The following is a 15989-nucleotide window of genomic DNA, read 5'->3' as shown; positions in this document are numbered from 1 at the left end:
GGCGAGCGAAGGGTCCAGAGTTCAAGGGCCCAGCACGCGACCACCGCCACCAGGCCGTGACGACTCAGACACAGCAGGGAGACAGCATGAGCGACTTCAACCAACCCTTGGGCGGCAACGAGATGCCGCGCTTCGGCGGCCCCGCCACGATGATGCGCCTGCCGACCCAGACCGACGCCAAGGGCCTGGACGCCGCCTTCATCGGCATTCCCATGGATATCGGCACGTCCAATCGCCCGGGCACGCGTCTCGGCCCGCGTCAGATTCGCGACGAATCGCGCATGCTGCGGCCGTACAACATGGCGACCCGCGCCGCCCCCTTCGACAGCCTGCAGGTGGCCGACATCGGCGACGTTCCGATCAACACCTTCAACCTGCCGAAGAACCTCGACATCATCACCGAGTTCTACACCAAGGTGCTGGCCGAAGGCTGCGTTCCGCTGACCCTGGGGGGGGACCACACCCTGACCTGGCCGATCCTGCGCGCCATCGCCAAGAAGCACGGCCCGGTCGGCCTGATCCACATCGATGCCCATGCCGACGTCAACGAGCACATGTTCGGCGAAGAGGTGGCCCACGGCTGCCCGTTCCGGCGCGCCCAGGAAGAAGGCCTGCTGGACGCCAACCGAGTGGTGCAGATCGGCCTGCGCGGCACCGGTTACGCCGCCGAGGATTTCGACTGGTGCCGCGAGCAGGGCTTCCGCGTGGTCCAGGCCGAGCAGTGCTGGTACAAGTCATTGGCGCCGCTGATGGCGGAGGTACGCGAGCAGATGGGCGACGGCCCGGTGTACATCTCGTTTGACATCGATGGCCTCGACCCGTCCGTGGCGCCGGGTACCGGTACCGTGGAAATGGGCGGCCTGACCGCTCAACAAGGCCTCGAGATCGTCCGCGGCGCGGCCGGCCTCAACGTGGTCGGTGGCGACCTGGTAGAGGTCTCCCCGCCCTACGACACCAGCGGCAACACGGCACTGATGGGCGCTACCCTGCTCTACGAAATGCTCTGTGTGCTCCCGGGCGTCGAAAGCCGCGACTAGCCACTCGTCGACACCCACCACGCCCCTTCCGAGGGTGCCCCTGGAGGGCACCCCACACTACAAGACCAACGAGTGCTTCCCATGTCTTCCCAACTGCATTCCGCCGACGCCATCAGCACCGAGGGCAAGCCGCTCAGCACCCACGGCCTGATCAAGTTCCTGGTGCCCTCGATCCTTGGCATTCTGCTGTTTCTGGTGCCCTTCTCCGTGGGCGATTCGATCAACATCGGCATGGGCCTGGCCGCCGACTGGCTCAAGGCCAGCCTCGGTGACAGCCTGCCGGCCATCGCCGTCGTCGTCCTGTGCCTCTCGCTGGTACTGACGCTGGTGGTCAAATTGGCCAAACCGGGCTGGGCCCGACAGGGCGCGCTGCATGAGCTGTTCGACGTGGCCCCGCTGTGGGTCGGGATGCGTGCCCTCGGTGCTGCATTCGCGCTGATGACCTACTTCCAGGTCGGCCCCGAATTCATTACCGCGTCCTTCACCGGTGGCGTGATGCTCAATGACCTGGCCCCGGTGCTGCTGACGTTCTTCTTCTTCGCCGCCATCCTGTTGCCGTTTCTGGTCGACTTCGGCTTCATGGAATTCATCGGCAGCCTGGTGCGCACGCCCTTTCGCAAGATCTTCGGCCTGCCCGGGCGCAGCGCCATCGATGCCACGGCCTCCTGGATGGGCTCCGGCACCGTGGGCGTGCTGATCACCACCCAGCAGTACGAGCAGGGCTACTACAACTGCCGCGAAGCCTCGGCGATCGCCACCAACTTCTCCATCGTCTCCATCGCCTTCGCGCTGCTGGTGACAAGCTTCATCGGCATCAACCACCTGTTCGTGCCGTTCTACCTGACCGTGGTGGTCGCCGGCCTGGTCGCGGCGGTGATCGTGCCGCGCCTGCCGCCCCTGTCGCGCAAGCCGAACACCTACTATGAACCTGTCGGCTGCCGTATCCAGGAAGAAAACACCGGCTCCCAGAACCTGCTGCGCTATAGCCTCGGTCTCGCCGTGGCCCGCGCCGAGACCGCACCGGGGCCGGCCAAGCTTGCCCGGGTCGCGCTGTTCAACGTCGCCGACATCTTCTTCGGCCTGCTGCCGCTGGTTATCGCCATCGGTACCGTCGCCCTGGTGCTGGCGGAGTTCACACCGCTGTTCACCTGGTTGTCCTATCCGATGGTGCCGGTGCTCGAGTGGATGGGCCTGCCGGAAGCCGAAGCCGCGGCGCCGGCGACCCTGGTCGGCTTCGCCGACATGTTCCTCCCGGCGGTGCTGGCCAGCGACATCGAGAGCGAACTGACCCGTTTCGTCATCGCCTGCCTGTCGCTGACCCAACTGATCTATATGTCCGAGATCGGCGCCCTGCTGCTGAAGTCCAAGATCCCGCTCAAGCTGTGGGAGCTGGTGGCGATCTTCCTGCTGCGCACCGCCATCACCCTGCCGATCATCGTGGTCATGGGCCACTGGCTGGTGGGCTAAGCCCGCCCGACCGGTCGGGTCCGGGCCCCGTCGACGGGACCCGGACCGGCCCACAAGGAGACACCACCATGAGCCTCGACGCCACCACTGCCCACGCCGCCGGCAAGGCCGCGTTCACCCGCATCGACGAGAGTACCCGTGAAGACTGGGCGGTCATCGCCGCCCACGACCACGACTACCTGGCGGGGCTGGCCGACACCGTGCTTGCCACGCTCGAACGTCTCGGCGAAGGCCACCAGCCCTACCAGATCACCCGGCTCGAGCACTGCCTGCAGACCGCGACTCGGGCAGAACACGCCGGCGCCGACGAAGAAATCATCGTCGCCGCCCTGCTTCACGATATCGGCGACGAACTGGCGCTGTTCGACCACGCCGAATACGCCGCCTCGATTCTAAGGCCCTTCGTCAGCGAGAAAACCCACTGGATCGTCAAGCACCACGACGTCTTCCAGGGGCACTACTACTGGGACAAGGTCGGCGGCGACAAGGACGCCCGGGAGCGCTTCAGGGGCCACCCCTGGTTCGCCGACGTCGAGGCCTTCTGTCGCGACTGGGACTGCCCATCTTTCGACCCGGCGTACCCGACCCGGGAGCTCGATCATTTCGCGCCCATGGTGCGGCGAATCTTCGCCCGCAAACCCTTCAGCGTGGTGGCCGATCCGTACGCGCCTCAGGCCAGCGTGACCACGACGACGAAAACGCCAAGCGCCAGCGAGTAGTGCGGCGGCTCATCCGTCGCCAGCCACCTGCGCTATCGGCATCACTACCGGCATCACTATCGGCATCACTATCGGCATCGTTATCGCCACCGCTATCGGCACAGCTATCGCCATCGATAGCGTCCCTCCGCCAACCACCAAGGAACCCGCTCATGACCTGCGCCGAACTGCTGATCCGTCTGCTGCGCGACACCTACGCCACCGACACCGTGTTCGGCATTCCCGGCGTTCACACCATCGAGCTGTATCGCGGCCTGGAAGGTGGTGACAACGGCGGCCTTCGCCACGTTACCCCGCGTCACGAACAGGGCGCCGGCTTCATGGCCGATGGCTACGCCCGGGCCACCGGCAAGCCCGGCGTGTGCTTCATCATCACCGGCCCCGGCATGACCAATATCGCCACCGCCATGGGCCAGGCCCTGGCCGACTCGGTGCCGATGCTGGTCATCTCCAGCGTCAACCGCCGCGACACCCTCGGCCGCGGCCAGGGCCGGCTCCACGAACTGCCCGACCAGCGCAACATGCTGTCCGGCGTAGCGCGCTTCAGTCACACCCTGCTGGACCCCGAGGCGCTGCCCGAGGTCATGGCACGGGCCTTCGCCATCTTCGACGGCGCGCGCCCGGGGCCGGTGCACATCGAGATTCCCATCGACCTGTTCAACGCTGCGGTCACCGAGCCCAGGAGCTGGCGACGTGCCGCCCTGGCCAAGGCGGCGCCTGACCCCGCGGCACTCGATCAGGCCTGTACCTGGCTCGCCGGCGCGAAGCGCCCACTGGTGCTGATGGGCGGCGGCTGCGTCGCCGCCCCCGAGGCGGCGCGAGGCCTGGTCGAGGCACTGGACGCCCCGACCGTCACCACCATCAATGCCAAGGGCCTGCTCGGTCGTGGCCACCCGCTGGATCTCGGAGCCAACGCCTCGCTGCCGGCGGTGCGCGAGCTGGCTCGGGAGGCCGACGTGGTGCTCGCCATCGGCACCGAACTCGGTGAGACCGACTATGACGTGGTGTTCGACGATGGCTTCGTGATCGCCGGCAAGCTGATCCGTATCGACATCGACCCCGAGCAGTTGGCACGCAATCAGGAGGCCGACCTGGCCCTGGTGGCCGATGCAGGGCTCAGCCTCGTCGCCTTGGCCGATCGCATCGGCGTCCCGGCATCCAGGCGTGAGGGAGCCGCCCGCACCCAGGCGGCGTTGACCGCACTCGGGCTTGCCGAGGACCCGGCCTTCGCCGCTTACGTGCCGCTATTCGAGACCCTGCGCGAGGCGCTGCCCGAGGCGATCATCGTCGGGGACTCCTGCGCCACGACCTATGCCGCCAACCATCTGGTCTCCCAGCCCGCCGTGCGGCGCTTTTTCAATGCCTCGACCGGCTACGGCACCTTAGGCTACGGCCTGCCCGCGGCCATGGGCGCCTGCCTGGCACGCCCCGACCTGCCGGTGATCGCCCTGGTTGGCGATGGCGGCATCATGTTCACCCTGACCGAACTCGCCTGCGCCGTAGAAGAGCGTCTGCCGCTGGTGATCGTGTTGTGGCACAACCAGGGCTACGAGGAGATCCGCCGCTTCATGGACAACGCCGGCGTGGCGCGCCTGGGCGTCGACATCCAGGCGCCGGATTTCCAGACCCTGGCCGCGGGTTTCGGCTGCGCCGCAACCCGCGTCGGCGATGTGCCGGGTCTTGCCCGGGCACTGGCCAAGCGTCCGACCGCGGGACCGATGCTGATCGAGATCGATGCGGCCTCCTGGGAGGCCTCGCTCGGCTGAACGGCGCCTCGCACGGCCACCCACCAGGGCGGTGGCGCCCTCCCGGTCACCGCCCGACTCCACACGCGAACACATCACGGCGCCCGTGACAGCACCAATCGACAACAACAATCGACAACAACAATCGACAACACAAGGACAACACCATGGCTTTCCTCGACCGCCTGCTCGGACAGGACACCCTCGACGAGCATCCGCACAAGAGCCTCGGCGCCTTCGGCACCCTGGCCCTGTGGCTCGGCGCCAACGTGGTGGTCACCACCATCCTGACCGGCATGCTGCTGGTCCCGGACCTGACATTTTCCACCGCCATGAGCACCGTGCTGATCGGCTCGCTGATCGGCGCGGTGCCGTTGCTGCTGGTCGGCCTGATGGGCCAACGTACCGGCCTGCCCTCCATGGCACTGACCCGGCGCGCCTACGGGCCAACGGGCAGCCGGTTGATCTCGCTGGTCAACATGGGCGTGCTGATCGCCTGGAGCTGGATTCAGGCACTGCTCGCCGGCATGAGTCTCGACTACGCCATCGAGGCGACCACCGGCTACTCCAACCTGCCGCTGATGACCATCCTGTGCGAATCGGTGGTGGTGTTGATCGTGCTGCGCGGCCATCTTGGCATCGAGCGGGTCGAGCGCTGGGCGGCTCTGGCCATGGTTGGGCTGGCCGCCGTGGTGCTCTACCAGCTCAACAGCCACTACGACATGACCGCCCTGTTCGACATGCCGGTGGAATCGCACAATGGCATCACGCTCGGCATCGCCTTCGATATCGTCATCGCCACGTCGTTCTCCTGGATTTCCTCCTCCGCCGACTACAACCGCAACTGCAAGAGCGGCGCCATCGCGGTGTGGGGCACCTACGTTGGCTATGTGCTGGCCGCGATGATCGCCATGGGCCTCGGCGCCGCCGTCTCCGGCATCTCGGTAATGAACGGCATGGAGCAGACCTATGACCCGACCCGGCTGCTGTCCGGCTTCGGCTTTGGCCTACCCGCCGCCCTCGTCATCTTCTTCTCGGTGATGACCACCAACGTGATGGCGGTCTACAGCGCCACGCTGTCGTGCATGAACGTGGCCCCGGGGATGACCTTCTGGAAGCCCGCGCTGGTCATCGGGGTGGTCACCGTCTTCGGTGCCTTGATCCCCGGCATCCTCGACCAGTTCCAGAACTTCCTGCTGATCATCGGCGCCTTGTTCATTCCCGCCTTCTCGGTGATGATCGTCGACTACTACCTGGTCGGCCGCGATGGTTACCGTGCCGAGCTCGTCAAGGCGCCGCATCAGCTCGGCCGCCCCACCGCCCCGGTAGCCGTCGGTGCCTACCTGATCGGCGCGGCCCTGGCCGCCTACTGGTCGCTGGTAGCGCCCTTGTCGTTCGGCGCCTCGCTGCCGGTATTCGTCATTACCGGCGGCCTCTACTGGCTCGGCGCCATCCTGTTCACCCGCCCCCGTCACGTCGCGGGGGTGATCGGAGAGTGACTCCCATGAGACTGCTGCTGGCGCAGACCGACCCTGTCCGCGGCGATACCGCCGCCAACCTGGAAGCCCTCGAGAGCCTGTGCGAGCAGGCCATCGCCGCCGGCGCCGACCTGCTCGCCCTGCCGGAGCTTGCCTTGACCGGCTACAACATCTTCGCCCAGCTCGACGAGCTGTCCGAGGACGTGGGGGGCCCCCTGACCACCCGCGTGGCCGAGCTGGCCCGCCAGCACGGCCTGTTCATCCTGTTTGGCCTGGCCGAGCGCCAGGCCGATGGCCGGCTGACCAACTCGGCGGTACTGATCGACGACCGCGGTCAGCGCATCGCCACTTACCACAAACGCCAGCTATGGGATAAGGAAGCCCACCACTTCGTCGCCGGTGACGCGCTGTGCGTGGTCGATACCCGGCTCGGCCGCCTCGGCCTGATGATCTGCTACGACAACGAGTTTCCGGAAATGGCCCGGGCCCTGGCCCGCCACGGCGCCGAGGTCATCCTCTCGCCGACGGCCAACATGGTGCCCAACGCCGAGCGCCAGATCCTGCAGATTCGTGCCCGGGCACTGGACAACCAGCGCTTCGTCGCCTGCATCAACCGCGCCGGCAGCGAGGAGGCCCTGCACTACTGCGGCAACAGCGTGGTGGCCGGCCCCGACGGTGAGGTGCTGGGCAGCCTCGGTGCCGACCCGGGCACCCTGGTGGTAGACATCGACCTGGATCGCATCGACGAGAGCCGTATTCATCAGGATTACCTGAAAGACCTGCGCGACCCGCCGAGGTCGCCAGCATGAGTCACGCCTCCCTGCCCCGGGGCGATGCCGTCGGCTGGTACCGCACCCAGCCCAAGGCCGATGGCATCACCCTGATCGACGAGCCGGCGATCAAGCCGTTCTACCGCTGCAATATCTGGCACGTACGCGGCCGCGACCGCGATCTGGTGGTGGATTTCGGCCTGGGGGCGGTGCCGCTGCGCCAGCGGGTGGCCCTGCTCGCCGAACGCGACATCGTCGCGGTCGCGAGCCACAGCCACTTCGATCACATCGGCGCCGCCCACGAGTTCGACTGCTGCCACGTGCACCGCGCCGAAGCCGATATCCTGGCCGCCCCCGACAACCGTCGTACCCTGGCCGAGCGTTTTCTCGACGACGCGATGTTCGAGGCCCTGCCCCCGGAGCCCTACGCCCACGTTGGCTATCGCATCCCGGCGCCAGCGGCCATCGAGCTCCTCGAGGACGGCGACACCCTCGACCTCGGCGACCGTCGCTTCACGGTGATCCACACCCCAGGCCACTCTCCCGGCGGCATCGCCCTGTGGGAAGCCGCCACCGCCACGCTGATTTCCGGTGACATCCTCTATGACGGCGAGCTGATCGAGGACCTCTACCACAGCGACCTCGACGACTACGCGGCAAGCCTCAGACGCCTGGGCGAGCTCCCGGTACGCTGCGTCCACGGCGGGCACTTCCCAAGCTTCTCCGGCGACCGCCTCACGACCCTGATCGACGACTGGCTGCGCACCCACCAGCGCTAGCCCGTCCGTTCTTCCGCCCTTCCCCCCTTGTTCTGGAGCACGACGTGCGTCACCTGACCCAACAGTTCATCGACAATCAATGGATCGACAGCCACGGCCAGCGCCGTCTGGCGGTGACCGACCCCTACCGCCAGGAGCAGATCGCCGAGCTGACCGCGGGCCACGCCGCCGATGTCGACGCCGCGGTGGCCGCGGCGCGGCGCGCCCAGCCCGGCTGGCAGGCCCTCGGCGGAGCGCGCCGTGCCGACTACCTCGACGCCTTCGCCAAGGGCCTGACCGCCAGGCGTGGGGAGCTGATGCGCACCTCGGCCGGCAACAACGGCAAGGCGCTGGCCGAAACCGAAATCGATCTCGACGATGCCATCGCCTGCTACCGCTACTACGCCACCCAGGCTCGCGCGCTCGAGGCCCGCCAGGGCCGCGTGGTCGAGCACGACATGGCGGGCGTTCAGGCCCAGGTCTTCGAGGACCCGGCCGGAGTGGTCGGCCTGATCACGCCGTGGAACTTTCCGCTGGTGACCAGCGCCTGGAAGATCGCACCGGCGCTCGCCGCCGGCTGCACGGTGGTCTTCAAACCCTCCGAAGTCACCCCGCTGCCGGAGCACGCCCTGGCCGAAATCGCCGAGTCCATCGGCCTCCCCGCCGGTGTGCTCAACCTGGTGCATGGCGATGGCGAAGGCATTGGCGCGCCCCTGACCGCCCACAAGGGGATCGACAAGATCTCATTTACCGGCAGCAATCTGGTGGGGGAAAAGGTCATGCGGGCCGCCGCCGATGGCGTGCGGGGCGTATCGCTGGAGCTTGGCGGCAAGTCACCGATCCTGGTGCTGGATGACGCCGATATCGAATCGGCCGCCGACTGGGTCGCCGCCGGCATCTACTTCAACTCCGGACAGATCTGCTCGGCGACCTCGCGCCTGATCGTCCACGAGGCCGTGGCAGACGCCCTGTTGGATGCCCTCGCCAGGCGCATCGATGCGATTCGTCTCGGCGACCCGCTGGATGAACACACCGACATGGGCCCGATGACCAGCGCGCGTCAGCGTCAGGCGGTGGAGCGCTACCTGACGATCGCCGGCGAAGAAGGCCTGAGCGCGGTGCGCGATGCCCGCCATCGTGACCTGCCAGCCCAGGGTGAGTTCATCGCCCCGACCCTCTACCGTGACGTGCCCACCGACAGTCGTCTGTGGCGCGAGGAGATCTTCGGCCCGGTGCTCTGCGCTCGCACGGTGACAAGCGATGCAGAAGCGATCGAACTCGCCAACGACAGCGACTTCGGCCTGGCCGCCACGGTGATTTCCGCCGACGTCGAGCGCGCCAAGCGCGTCGGCCGAGCCCTGCGCGCCGGCAGCATCTGGTACAACTCGGAGCAGGTGGTGATGCCGCAAGCCAGCTGGGGCGGTTTCGGCATCAGCGGCATCGGACGCGAGCTGGGCCCGTGGGGACTATCTGGCTATCTCGAGGTCAAGCACCTGATCGGCCCGGCGGGCTAACGGCTGCCGGCATCTGACCGACGCCTGGCCACGGGTCGGCGCTACCGGCACCGCGAACCCCAGGTCCCGTTCTCGCATCGCGAAATAGCCCCGACATGACGTCGGGGCTATTTTTCATGGAATGGCGAGAGACTGGTGCTAGATCAGACCGCAGCGACCTCGGTGGCCCCCTGCTTGCGCCGCCTGAGCAGGATCGAGATCGCCAGCACCACCAGCATGGCCCAGGGGTAAGGCGTCAAGAAGGAGGCAAAGGCGGACGGCGCGGCGACCTCGTTCTGCACCGCAGTAGAGGCGATCACCTCCTGCCAGACCGCCACCACGATGTGCCAGGGCAGCAGAAAGAAGACCGTACACACGGCGCAGTCCATCAAATTGGCGGCCCGTGCCGGCGAGATGCCGAACTGCTCAGCCAGGCTTTTCACCAGTCCCGGCCCCACCAGCAGCAGCGCCGGTGCATTGGCCGACAGCGGCGTCGAGGCGGCAATCGTCACCGCCACGATGCTGGTCTCGGCGCTCGCCCGGTCCTTGACCAGACGCTTCTTGGCGCCCTCCAATAGCTTTTCCATCAGGCCGCTATCCAGAATCACCTGGGTCAGCGCCAGCACCATCAGCGCAAACAGCACCGCGCCGGTCACCGAGGCGATACCGTTCTCGATCAAACCGGTGCTTTCGCCCCTGGCCTCGGGCAACGAGAACAGGTCGCCCAGACCGATGGCACCGATCGCCAGGGCACACAACATGGCCACCAGATTGCCGATAAACATCGCCTCGACGATGTGGCGACGCTTCATGGCGAACACCACCACCGCCGCCAGCGGGATCAGCATCACCAGCCCCGAGGCATGGCCGGAGGGCACCTCCACGGCGGCCGTGGAAGCCTCGCCGCTGGCACCGAACAGCATGAAGATCACCATCGAGATACCCGCCGCCGACAGCGCCAGCGGCAGGCGGGTGCGGATCACATCGGCGATCTCCGCCCCTTGGGTAAAGGAGGAAACGATGGTGGTATCCGACACCGGGGACAGATTGTCACCGAAGGCCGCCCCGGACAGGATCGCCACCGCCAGCATGGACGGGTCCGCCCCCAGCAGGACACCCGCCGGATACAGCACCGGCGACAGTCCGATGACCGTACCGGTACTGGTGCCGGTCCCCAAGGCGAACACCATCGCCATGGCAAACGCCAGCAGCGTGAAGGCGGCGCCTTCAGCCCCCACCGCGGCCCCCAACCACATCAGGCCATCGATCAGCCCGCCGGCGGCCATCAGCTTGCCGAACACACCGGCCAGCAGCCACAGCGCAATGATCGCCGTCGCGGTGGAGTTGCCCATGCCCTTGAGCAGGCTGTCGCAGTAGGCGGTTCGCTGCCGGCAGAGAAAGAGCCCGACCCCCATGGCTACCCAGGCACAGGCCCAGAACGGCTTGGTGCCGGCGCGTTCGAACACCGACAGGTAGACCAGACCCACCACCAGCAGTATCAGCGGCGTCAGGGCCCCGAGGGTCCCCCCACGGAAGGTCAGGGAAGGCATTGCACTCGGTGTTGTCATTGTCAGCGACCTTTGTTGTGTTTTATTCGTGTGTCAGCAAGAACAGCGTTACGTCGTAATGCCGCTCAACTCCCCAGCCCACCGAAGACCACTCCCCCCAGCACGATGGCCAGCAGCAGCAGGGTCTCCAGCGCCATCAGGATGACCGGCTTCCAGCCGACCACCGCTAGCTTCTGAAACGAGGTCTTGATGCCGAGAGCGGCGATGGCGGTGACCAGGCACCAGCGCGAAAGCGCCGACAGGCCCTCGTTCACGCTGTCGGGGATCAGCCCCAGGCTATTGACCAGCACCAGCGCCACGAAGCCCACCAGAAAGCCCGGTAGCATCGGTACCTGGCGTTTGCCCTCGCTTTTGCGCGAGGCGCGATACAGCCAGCTGAAGACCATCACCACCGGCACCAGCATGGCCACGCGCACCAGCTTCACCAGGGTCGAGACGTCGCCGGTCTCTTCGGAGATGATGTAGCCCGCCCCGACCACCTGAGCCACGTCATGGATGGTGCCGCCCAGAAAGATCCCGGCCTGGGTGTTGGCCAGGTCGAGCACCCCCACCAGCAGCGGATAGGTCACCATGGCCACGGTGGAGAGCGTGGTCACCCCCACCACCGTGAGAATGGTGTTGCGCTCGCTGGTGTCGTTCTTGGGCATGACTGCCGACAGCGCCAACGCCGCCGATGCACCGCAGATCGCCACGGCGCCACCGGTCAACAGGCCGAGATCACGATGCAGACCAAGCGCCCGGGCGAGCAGACCACCCGCGCAGATCACCAGCCCCACCGCGGCGAGTACCGTCAGCACCGGGCCGAGCCCGAGCTCACCGACCTGCTCGAGCGTCATGCGCGCCCCCAGCAAGGCGACACCAAGGCGCAGAACGGTGCGCGCGGCAAACTCGACACCCGGCAGGCAGCGTCCCTCCTCGCTCAAGAAGTGCAGCGACATGCCGAACAGCAGCGCGTACAGCAGGGTCGGGCCGCCGTAATGATCGGCGATAAAGGTGGTGGCGAGTGCGATGGTCACGCACACCAGAAGCCCGCGACCGATCGGACTGAGCGACGACAGTCGGCGCGTTAGTCGCTTTCGCGGCGTCGCCGCAGAGGCGGAAGAAGATGGCGAGGTCATAACACGACTCCCGAACGAGAAGACGAGCGAATCCAGTCCTGCCGGCGAGTCCGGCAGGAGGTGGGCGCCCCTTGGGTGAACAGGATGGCGGCGTCAGACGTCGCCCTGGTTGACGTTCGCGTCAGTCGCCCGTGACCGCAGCAACGACGTCTTCTGCCAGCACCTGCACGGTATCGACAATCGGCACGCTGTCATCGAGCGCATCGCGGATCACCGACAGCTCGGTGCAGGCCAGCACCAGCACATCTGCGCCCGCGGCCCGTACGTCACGGGCGGCATCGCAAAAGGCAGCGTGGGTATCGGGCGCTCGCCCGGCGCCGCGCTTGACCGCACGGATCACCTCGAGCACACGATCCTCGTCATCGGGGTAGACCAACGTAAGTCCCCGAGCCTCGACGAAGCCCTCGTACAGGCCGATCTTGCGCAGCGCCGGCGAGCACAACATGCCCACTTTGGCGTTAGGCATCTCGGCGGCCACCCGGTCCAGAGTGCGCTCGACGATGTGCCATACCGGGATGCCCACCGCCTGCTGGGCGTCTGGCCAGTAGTAGTGGGCGGTATTGCACGGCATGACCAGAAAGTCGCAGCCCGCCCGCTCGAGACGTCTGGCCATGGCGGCGATGGCCGGCGCCGGAGATTCTCCGTCGCCGTCGATCAGCGCCCTGATACGTGACGGCACCTTGGGGTTGTTATCGACCAGCAGGTGCACGTGATCGATATCGTCCTCGCCGGGCGTCACCTCGATGACCTTCTGCATGAAGGCCACCGTGGCGTCCGGTCCCATCCCGCCCAGCACACCGACCATCGGATGATCGGCGGTTGCTGCGGTGTTGTCTGATGAATGCGTCATTGCGGGTCCTTTTAGGGGTGATGGCCGACGTCAGAAACCAAGCAGATTGGGCAACCACAGGCTGAGCTGCGGGAAGAACGCCAGCAGCAGCGCGATGACTACCATGGACCCCACCAGCGGCAGCGCGCGCACCGAGATGCGCTCGATGGAGACGTTGGCGATCGATGAGCTGATGAACATGTTCTCGCCCAGCGGCGGTGTCGAGAAGCCGATGCCCAGGCTCACCACCAGCACGATGCCGAAGTGCACGGGGTCGACGCCAAGTTCCACCATCACCGGCAGCAGCACCGGGGTGACGATCATGATGGTGGCCAAGATCTCGATAAACATGCCGACGATCAGCAAGAAACCGATCACCAGGATCCACACCAACCACAGACTATTGGTGATATCCAGAATGCCCTGGGCGATCATCGCCGGGATGTGATTCTCGACCAGAATCCGGCCAAAGGCGGTGGCGGTGAACATGATGATCAGCACCCGACCGGTCAGCCAGGTGGTGCTCTGGAAGGCCTCATTGAGACCGCGCAGCGACGACTCCTTGTGGATGAACACACCGACGAACAGCGCGTAGAAGATCGAGACAACGGCCGCCTCGGTGGGGGTAAACATGCCCGAATAGATGCCGCCGAGGATCACCACCGGCGCCATCAGCGACCAGAAGCCGTCCTTCAGCACCGCGACCACCCGCTTGCGATCGTAGGACGTGCCCTCGGTCTGGTAGCCGTTGCGCTTGGCGGTGATGTAGTTGGCGACCATCAGGCCCGCACCCAGCATCACGCCAGGAATGACGCCGGCCATGAACAGCGCGGAAATCGACTCATTGGCGGTGACGCCATAGATCACCAGCGGCATGCTGGGCGGAATCACCACCCCAAGACCACCGGCGGTGGCGGTGATCGCCGCCGGATAGCTTCTGCCGTAGCCGCGCTCGATCATCGCCGGTATCACCAGCATGCCCACCGCTGCGGTGGTGGCGGGCCCCGAACCGGAGATCGCACCAAAAAACATGCAGGCCATCACCGCTGCAGCGCCGAGTCCACCGGCGGCAGGACCTGCCAGTTCTTCGGCAATCACGATCAAGCGCCTGGCGATACCGGCATCGCCCATCAGCGCGCCGGCCAGAATGAACGACGGCAGCGCCATCAGCGGAAAGGAGTTGATGGCCGAGAAGGCCAGCTCGATCAGCGAACTGAGGTCATCGCCATTGAGCACGTAAACGGCCATGGAGGCCACGCCGAGAGACACCACGATGGGGGTGCCGAAGAACAATAGCCCGGCAAACATGGAAAACAGTACGGTTGCGGCCATGGGTTAGCCCTCCGCCTTGGACGGTGTCTTGCCGTCGCTGTGATGGCTCGTTTCCTCGGTAATCTTGGAAACTTCTTGGGCGTCCACATCACCAGGCTCGATGCCCTTGACCAGCTTCAGGTACTGCACCTGCAGCACGCGAAAGGCCATCAAGGTAAAGGCGATCGGGAAGACGAAGTAGACGTAGGCCAGCGACCAGCCCAGGGCAGGCGAGTCGTAGGGGAATTCCAGCAAGAGTCCGATCAAGTCCAGACTCTTGTAAGCCAGCACCAGACAGAAGGCGACCCAGATCAAATCGACCAGCAGCAGCAGGGTATTGGCCACCTTGCGCGGCATCAGCTTGATGTGGGTCTGTAGCCGGTTATGGGCGCTCAGGTGGGCGGCGTGGGCCGCTCCCAGAAAGACGAACCAGACGAAGGCGTAGCGCGCAAGCTCCTCGATCCAGGCCATCCCGATACCCAAGGTGACCCGCATCACCACCTGGACGAACAGCAGAATGACAAATAGCCCAAGCAGAAAGCGACAGGCGTAGTCTTCGATATAGTTGAGTTTGGCCAGCATGGAGGCCTCCTTCCCGACGGGAATACAGCAACAGGAATGGCAGCAAGGCTCAGGCAGCGGTCAGCGACCGCCGCCCGGAGTGGCAACGGTCAGTGACCGAGAGCCGCCTGCATTTCCTCGAAGGCTTCCTGGCCGCCGATGTCGTCGAAGAACTGCGGCCATACCTCTTCCTGAGCGACACGGATCCACTCATCCTCGTCTTCCAGGGTGGCCATCTCGACGCCTTCGGCTTCCATGGCGGCACGCGCTTCGGAGGCCTTGGTCAGCTGGAACTGCAGTGCGTACAGCTGTGCCTCCAGGCCGGCGCGGTCGATGATCGCGCGCTCCTCGTCGGAGAGTCCCTCGTAGCTGCGTACTCCCATGACGATGGGCTGCAGCGAATACTGGGCGTGGAGTTCGGTGAGGTGGTCCTGCACCTCATGGAACTTCATGGTGCTGTTGACGATGTAGGGGTTGTCCTGACCGTCGATCACCCCCTGCTGCAGGCCGGTGAACACCTCCGGCCACGACATGCTGATGGGACTCGCTCCCCAGGCCTCGTAGCTGGCCAGCATGATCTCGTTCTGCGGTACGCGAACCTTGAGACCCTCAACATCGGCGAGCGTCGTCACCGGGCGCTGGGAGTTGGTCAGATGACGGAAGTTGGAGTAGAGCCAGCTGACGATGTGCACGCCAGCCTCTTCCTCCGCGATGGCGTTCCAGCGGTCCGCTAGCGGCCCGGTGGTGGCCTTGACCGCATCGGCGTGACTGCGCAGAGCGTAAGGCATGGTCAGGGCACCGAGACGCGCCGCGTAGGGGGTCAGGTTGCCGACGCCAACCAGGGCGAAGTCCAGCTTGCCGATACGGGCATCCTGAATCATGCCGGTCTCGGAACCGAGTTGCCCGCCGGGGAACAGCTCGACCTGCATTTCGCCATCCGATAGCGACTCAACCAGTTCCTCGAAGCGCTGGGCCAGGGCACCCTGGTCCGAGTCCATGGGATCGCCCATGCCGACTTTGAAGGTCTTGGCCTCGGCGACGGAAGCGGTGGCGGCCATAACGATGGCGGCGGTGAGTAGAGTCTTCTTGAACATTATTGTCACTCCAGGTGTGTTGTTATTGACGTAGTCAAGCG

14 protein-coding genes are annotated in these 15989 nt (G+C 65.9%); 8 read left to right on the top strand and 6 right to left on the bottom strand.

Going from position 1 to position 15989, the window contains the following annotated elements:
- Nucleotides 1–86 precede the first annotated feature (86 nt).
- From speB to ACUN9Y_RS17585, 8 genes are all read left to right on the top strand, one after another.
- Nucleotides 87–1037: an agmatinase gene (speB, locus tag ACUN9Y_RS17620; protein ID WP_445462027.1), complete on the top strand. Its 951-nt coding sequence runs from the start codon at nucleotides 87–89 to the stop codon at nucleotides 1035–1037.
- 81 nt (nucleotides 1038–1118) lie between these two features.
- Nucleotides 1119–2504, top strand: coding sequence for a YjiH family protein (locus ACUN9Y_RS17615; RefSeq protein WP_445462026.1), 1386 nt, complete (start codon nucleotides 1119–1121; stop codon nucleotides 2502–2504).
- A gap of 68 nt (nucleotides 2505–2572) precedes the next feature.
- Entirely contained in the window at nucleotides 2573–3223 is a 651-nt protein-coding gene (locus tag ACUN9Y_RS17610) for an HD domain-containing protein (protein WP_445462025.1), read from the top strand.
- Between the two features lie 152 nt (nucleotides 3224–3375).
- Nucleotides 3376–4989 (top strand): 5-guanidino-2-oxopentanoate decarboxylase, encoded by a 1614-nt coding sequence (locus ACUN9Y_RS17605; protein WP_445462024.1) that lies wholly within the window; start codon nucleotides 3376–3378, stop codon nucleotides 4987–4989.
- Nucleotides 4990–5135: 146 nt separating this feature from the next.
- On the top strand, nucleotides 5136–6467 hold the full coding sequence (locus ACUN9Y_RS17600; RefSeq protein WP_445462023.1) for a purine-cytosine permease family protein: 1332 nt from the start codon (nucleotides 5136–5138) through the stop codon (nucleotides 6465–6467).
- A gap of 5 nt (nucleotides 6468–6472) precedes the next feature.
- Nucleotides 6473–7255: a carbon-nitrogen hydrolase family protein gene (locus ACUN9Y_RS17595; protein WP_445462022.1), complete on the top strand. Its 783-nt coding sequence runs from the start codon at nucleotides 6473–6475 to the stop codon at nucleotides 7253–7255.
- Entirely contained in the window at nucleotides 7252–7995 is a 744-nt protein-coding gene (locus ACUN9Y_RS17590; RefSeq protein WP_445462021.1) for an MBL fold metallo-hydrolase, read from the top strand. The genes ACUN9Y_RS17595 and ACUN9Y_RS17590 overlap by 4 nt, the downstream gene beginning before the upstream one ends.
- Nucleotides 7996–8039: 44 nt before the next feature.
- Complete coding sequence (locus ACUN9Y_RS17585) at nucleotides 8040–9488, top strand: aldehyde dehydrogenase family protein (RefSeq protein ID WP_445462020.1); 1449 nt, start codon at nucleotides 8040–8042, stop codon at nucleotides 9486–9488.
- Between the two features lie 143 nt (nucleotides 9489–9631).
- On the opposite strand, the gene ACUN9Y_RS17580 is transcribed toward ACUN9Y_RS17585, so the two are convergent.
- The 6 genes from ACUN9Y_RS17580 to ACUN9Y_RS17555 form a co-directional block, all read right to left on the bottom strand.
- Nucleotides 9632–11035 carry a Na+/H+ antiporter NhaC family protein gene (locus tag ACUN9Y_RS17580; RefSeq protein ID WP_445462019.1) on the bottom strand — a complete coding sequence of 468 codons (1404 nt, stop codon included), beginning with the start codon at nucleotides 11033–11035 and terminating at the stop codon, nucleotides 9632–9634.
- A 65-nt stretch (nucleotides 11036–11100) separates the two neighbouring features.
- Nucleotides 11101–12153 (bottom strand): YeiH family protein, encoded by a 1053-nt coding sequence (locus tag ACUN9Y_RS17575; RefSeq protein ID WP_445462018.1) that lies wholly within the window; start codon nucleotides 12151–12153, stop codon nucleotides 11101–11103.
- 121 nt (nucleotides 12154–12274) lie between these two features.
- Nucleotides 12275–13003 (bottom strand): aspartate/glutamate racemase family protein, encoded by a 729-nt coding sequence (locus ACUN9Y_RS17570; protein WP_445462017.1) that lies wholly within the window; start codon nucleotides 13001–13003, stop codon nucleotides 12275–12277.
- A 30-nt stretch (nucleotides 13004–13033) separates the two neighbouring features.
- Nucleotides 13034–14314, bottom strand: a complete 1281-nt coding sequence (locus ACUN9Y_RS17565; RefSeq protein WP_445462016.1) for a TRAP transporter large permease — start codon at nucleotides 14312–14314, stop codon at nucleotides 13034–13036.
- A 3-nt stretch (nucleotides 14315–14317) separates the two neighbouring features.
- On the bottom strand, nucleotides 14318–14875 hold the full coding sequence (locus ACUN9Y_RS17560; protein WP_445462015.1) for a TRAP transporter small permease: 558 nt from the start codon (nucleotides 14873–14875) through the stop codon (nucleotides 14318–14320).
- 89 nt (nucleotides 14876–14964) lie between these two features.
- Nucleotides 14965–15948, bottom strand: a complete 984-nt coding sequence (locus ACUN9Y_RS17555; RefSeq protein WP_445462014.1) for a TRAP transporter substrate-binding protein — start codon at nucleotides 15946–15948, stop codon at nucleotides 14965–14967.
- Nucleotides 15949–15989: the final 41 nt, after the last annotated feature.

The organism is Halomonas sp. V046 (assembly GCF_052645355.1).
This window is presented reverse-complemented; position numbering and strand designations above follow the sequence as displayed.

What these genes read in the sequence shown, in the direction of transcription:
- speB (WP_445462027.1), top strand. Translation starts at nt 87, where the DNA reads ATGAGCGACTTCAACCAACCCTTGGGCGGCAACGAGATGCCGCGCTTC.
- ACUN9Y_RS17615 (WP_445462026.1), top strand. Translation starts at nt 1,119, where the DNA reads ATGTCTTCCCAACTGCATTCCGCCGACGCCATCAGCACCGAGGGCAAG.
- ACUN9Y_RS17610 (WP_445462025.1), top strand. Translation starts at nt 2,573, where the DNA reads ATGAGCCTCGACGCCACCACTGCCCACGCCGCCGGCAAGGCCGCGTTC.
- ACUN9Y_RS17605 (WP_445462024.1), top strand. Translation starts at nt 3,376, where the DNA reads ATGACCTGCGCCGAACTGCTGATCCGTCTGCTGCGCGACACCTACGCC.
- ACUN9Y_RS17600 (WP_445462023.1), top strand. Translation starts at nt 5,136, where the DNA reads ATGGCTTTCCTCGACCGCCTGCTCGGACAGGACACCCTCGACGAGCAT.
- ACUN9Y_RS17595 (WP_445462022.1), top strand. Translation starts at nt 6,473, where the DNA reads ATGAGACTGCTGCTGGCGCAGACCGACCCTGTCCGCGGCGATACCGCC.
- ACUN9Y_RS17590 (WP_445462021.1), top strand. Translation starts at nt 7,252, where the DNA reads ATGAGTCACGCCTCCCTGCCCCGGGGCGATGCCGTCGGCTGGTACCGC.
- ACUN9Y_RS17580 (WP_445462019.1), bottom strand. Translation starts at nt 11,035, where the DNA reads ATGACAACACCGAGTGCAATGCCTTCCCTGACCTTCCGTGGGGGGACC.
- ACUN9Y_RS17575 (WP_445462018.1), bottom strand. Translation starts at nt 12,153, where the DNA reads ATGACCTCGCCATCTTCTTCCGCCTCTGCGGCGACGCCGCGAAAGCGA.
- ACUN9Y_RS17570 (WP_445462017.1), bottom strand. Translation starts at nt 13,003, where the DNA reads ATGACGCATTCATCAGACAACACCGCAGCAACCGCCGATCATCCGATG.
- ACUN9Y_RS17565 (WP_445462016.1), bottom strand. Translation starts at nt 14,314, where the DNA reads ATGGCCGCAACCGTACTGTTTTCCATGTTTGCCGGGCTATTGTTCTTC.
- ACUN9Y_RS17560 (WP_445462015.1), bottom strand. Translation starts at nt 14,875, where the DNA reads ATGCTGGCCAAACTCAACTATATCGAAGACTACGCCTGTCGCTTTCTG.
- ACUN9Y_RS17555 (WP_445462014.1), bottom strand. Translation starts at nt 15,948, where the DNA reads ATGTTCAAGAAGACTCTACTCACCGCCGCCATCGTTATGGCCGCCACC.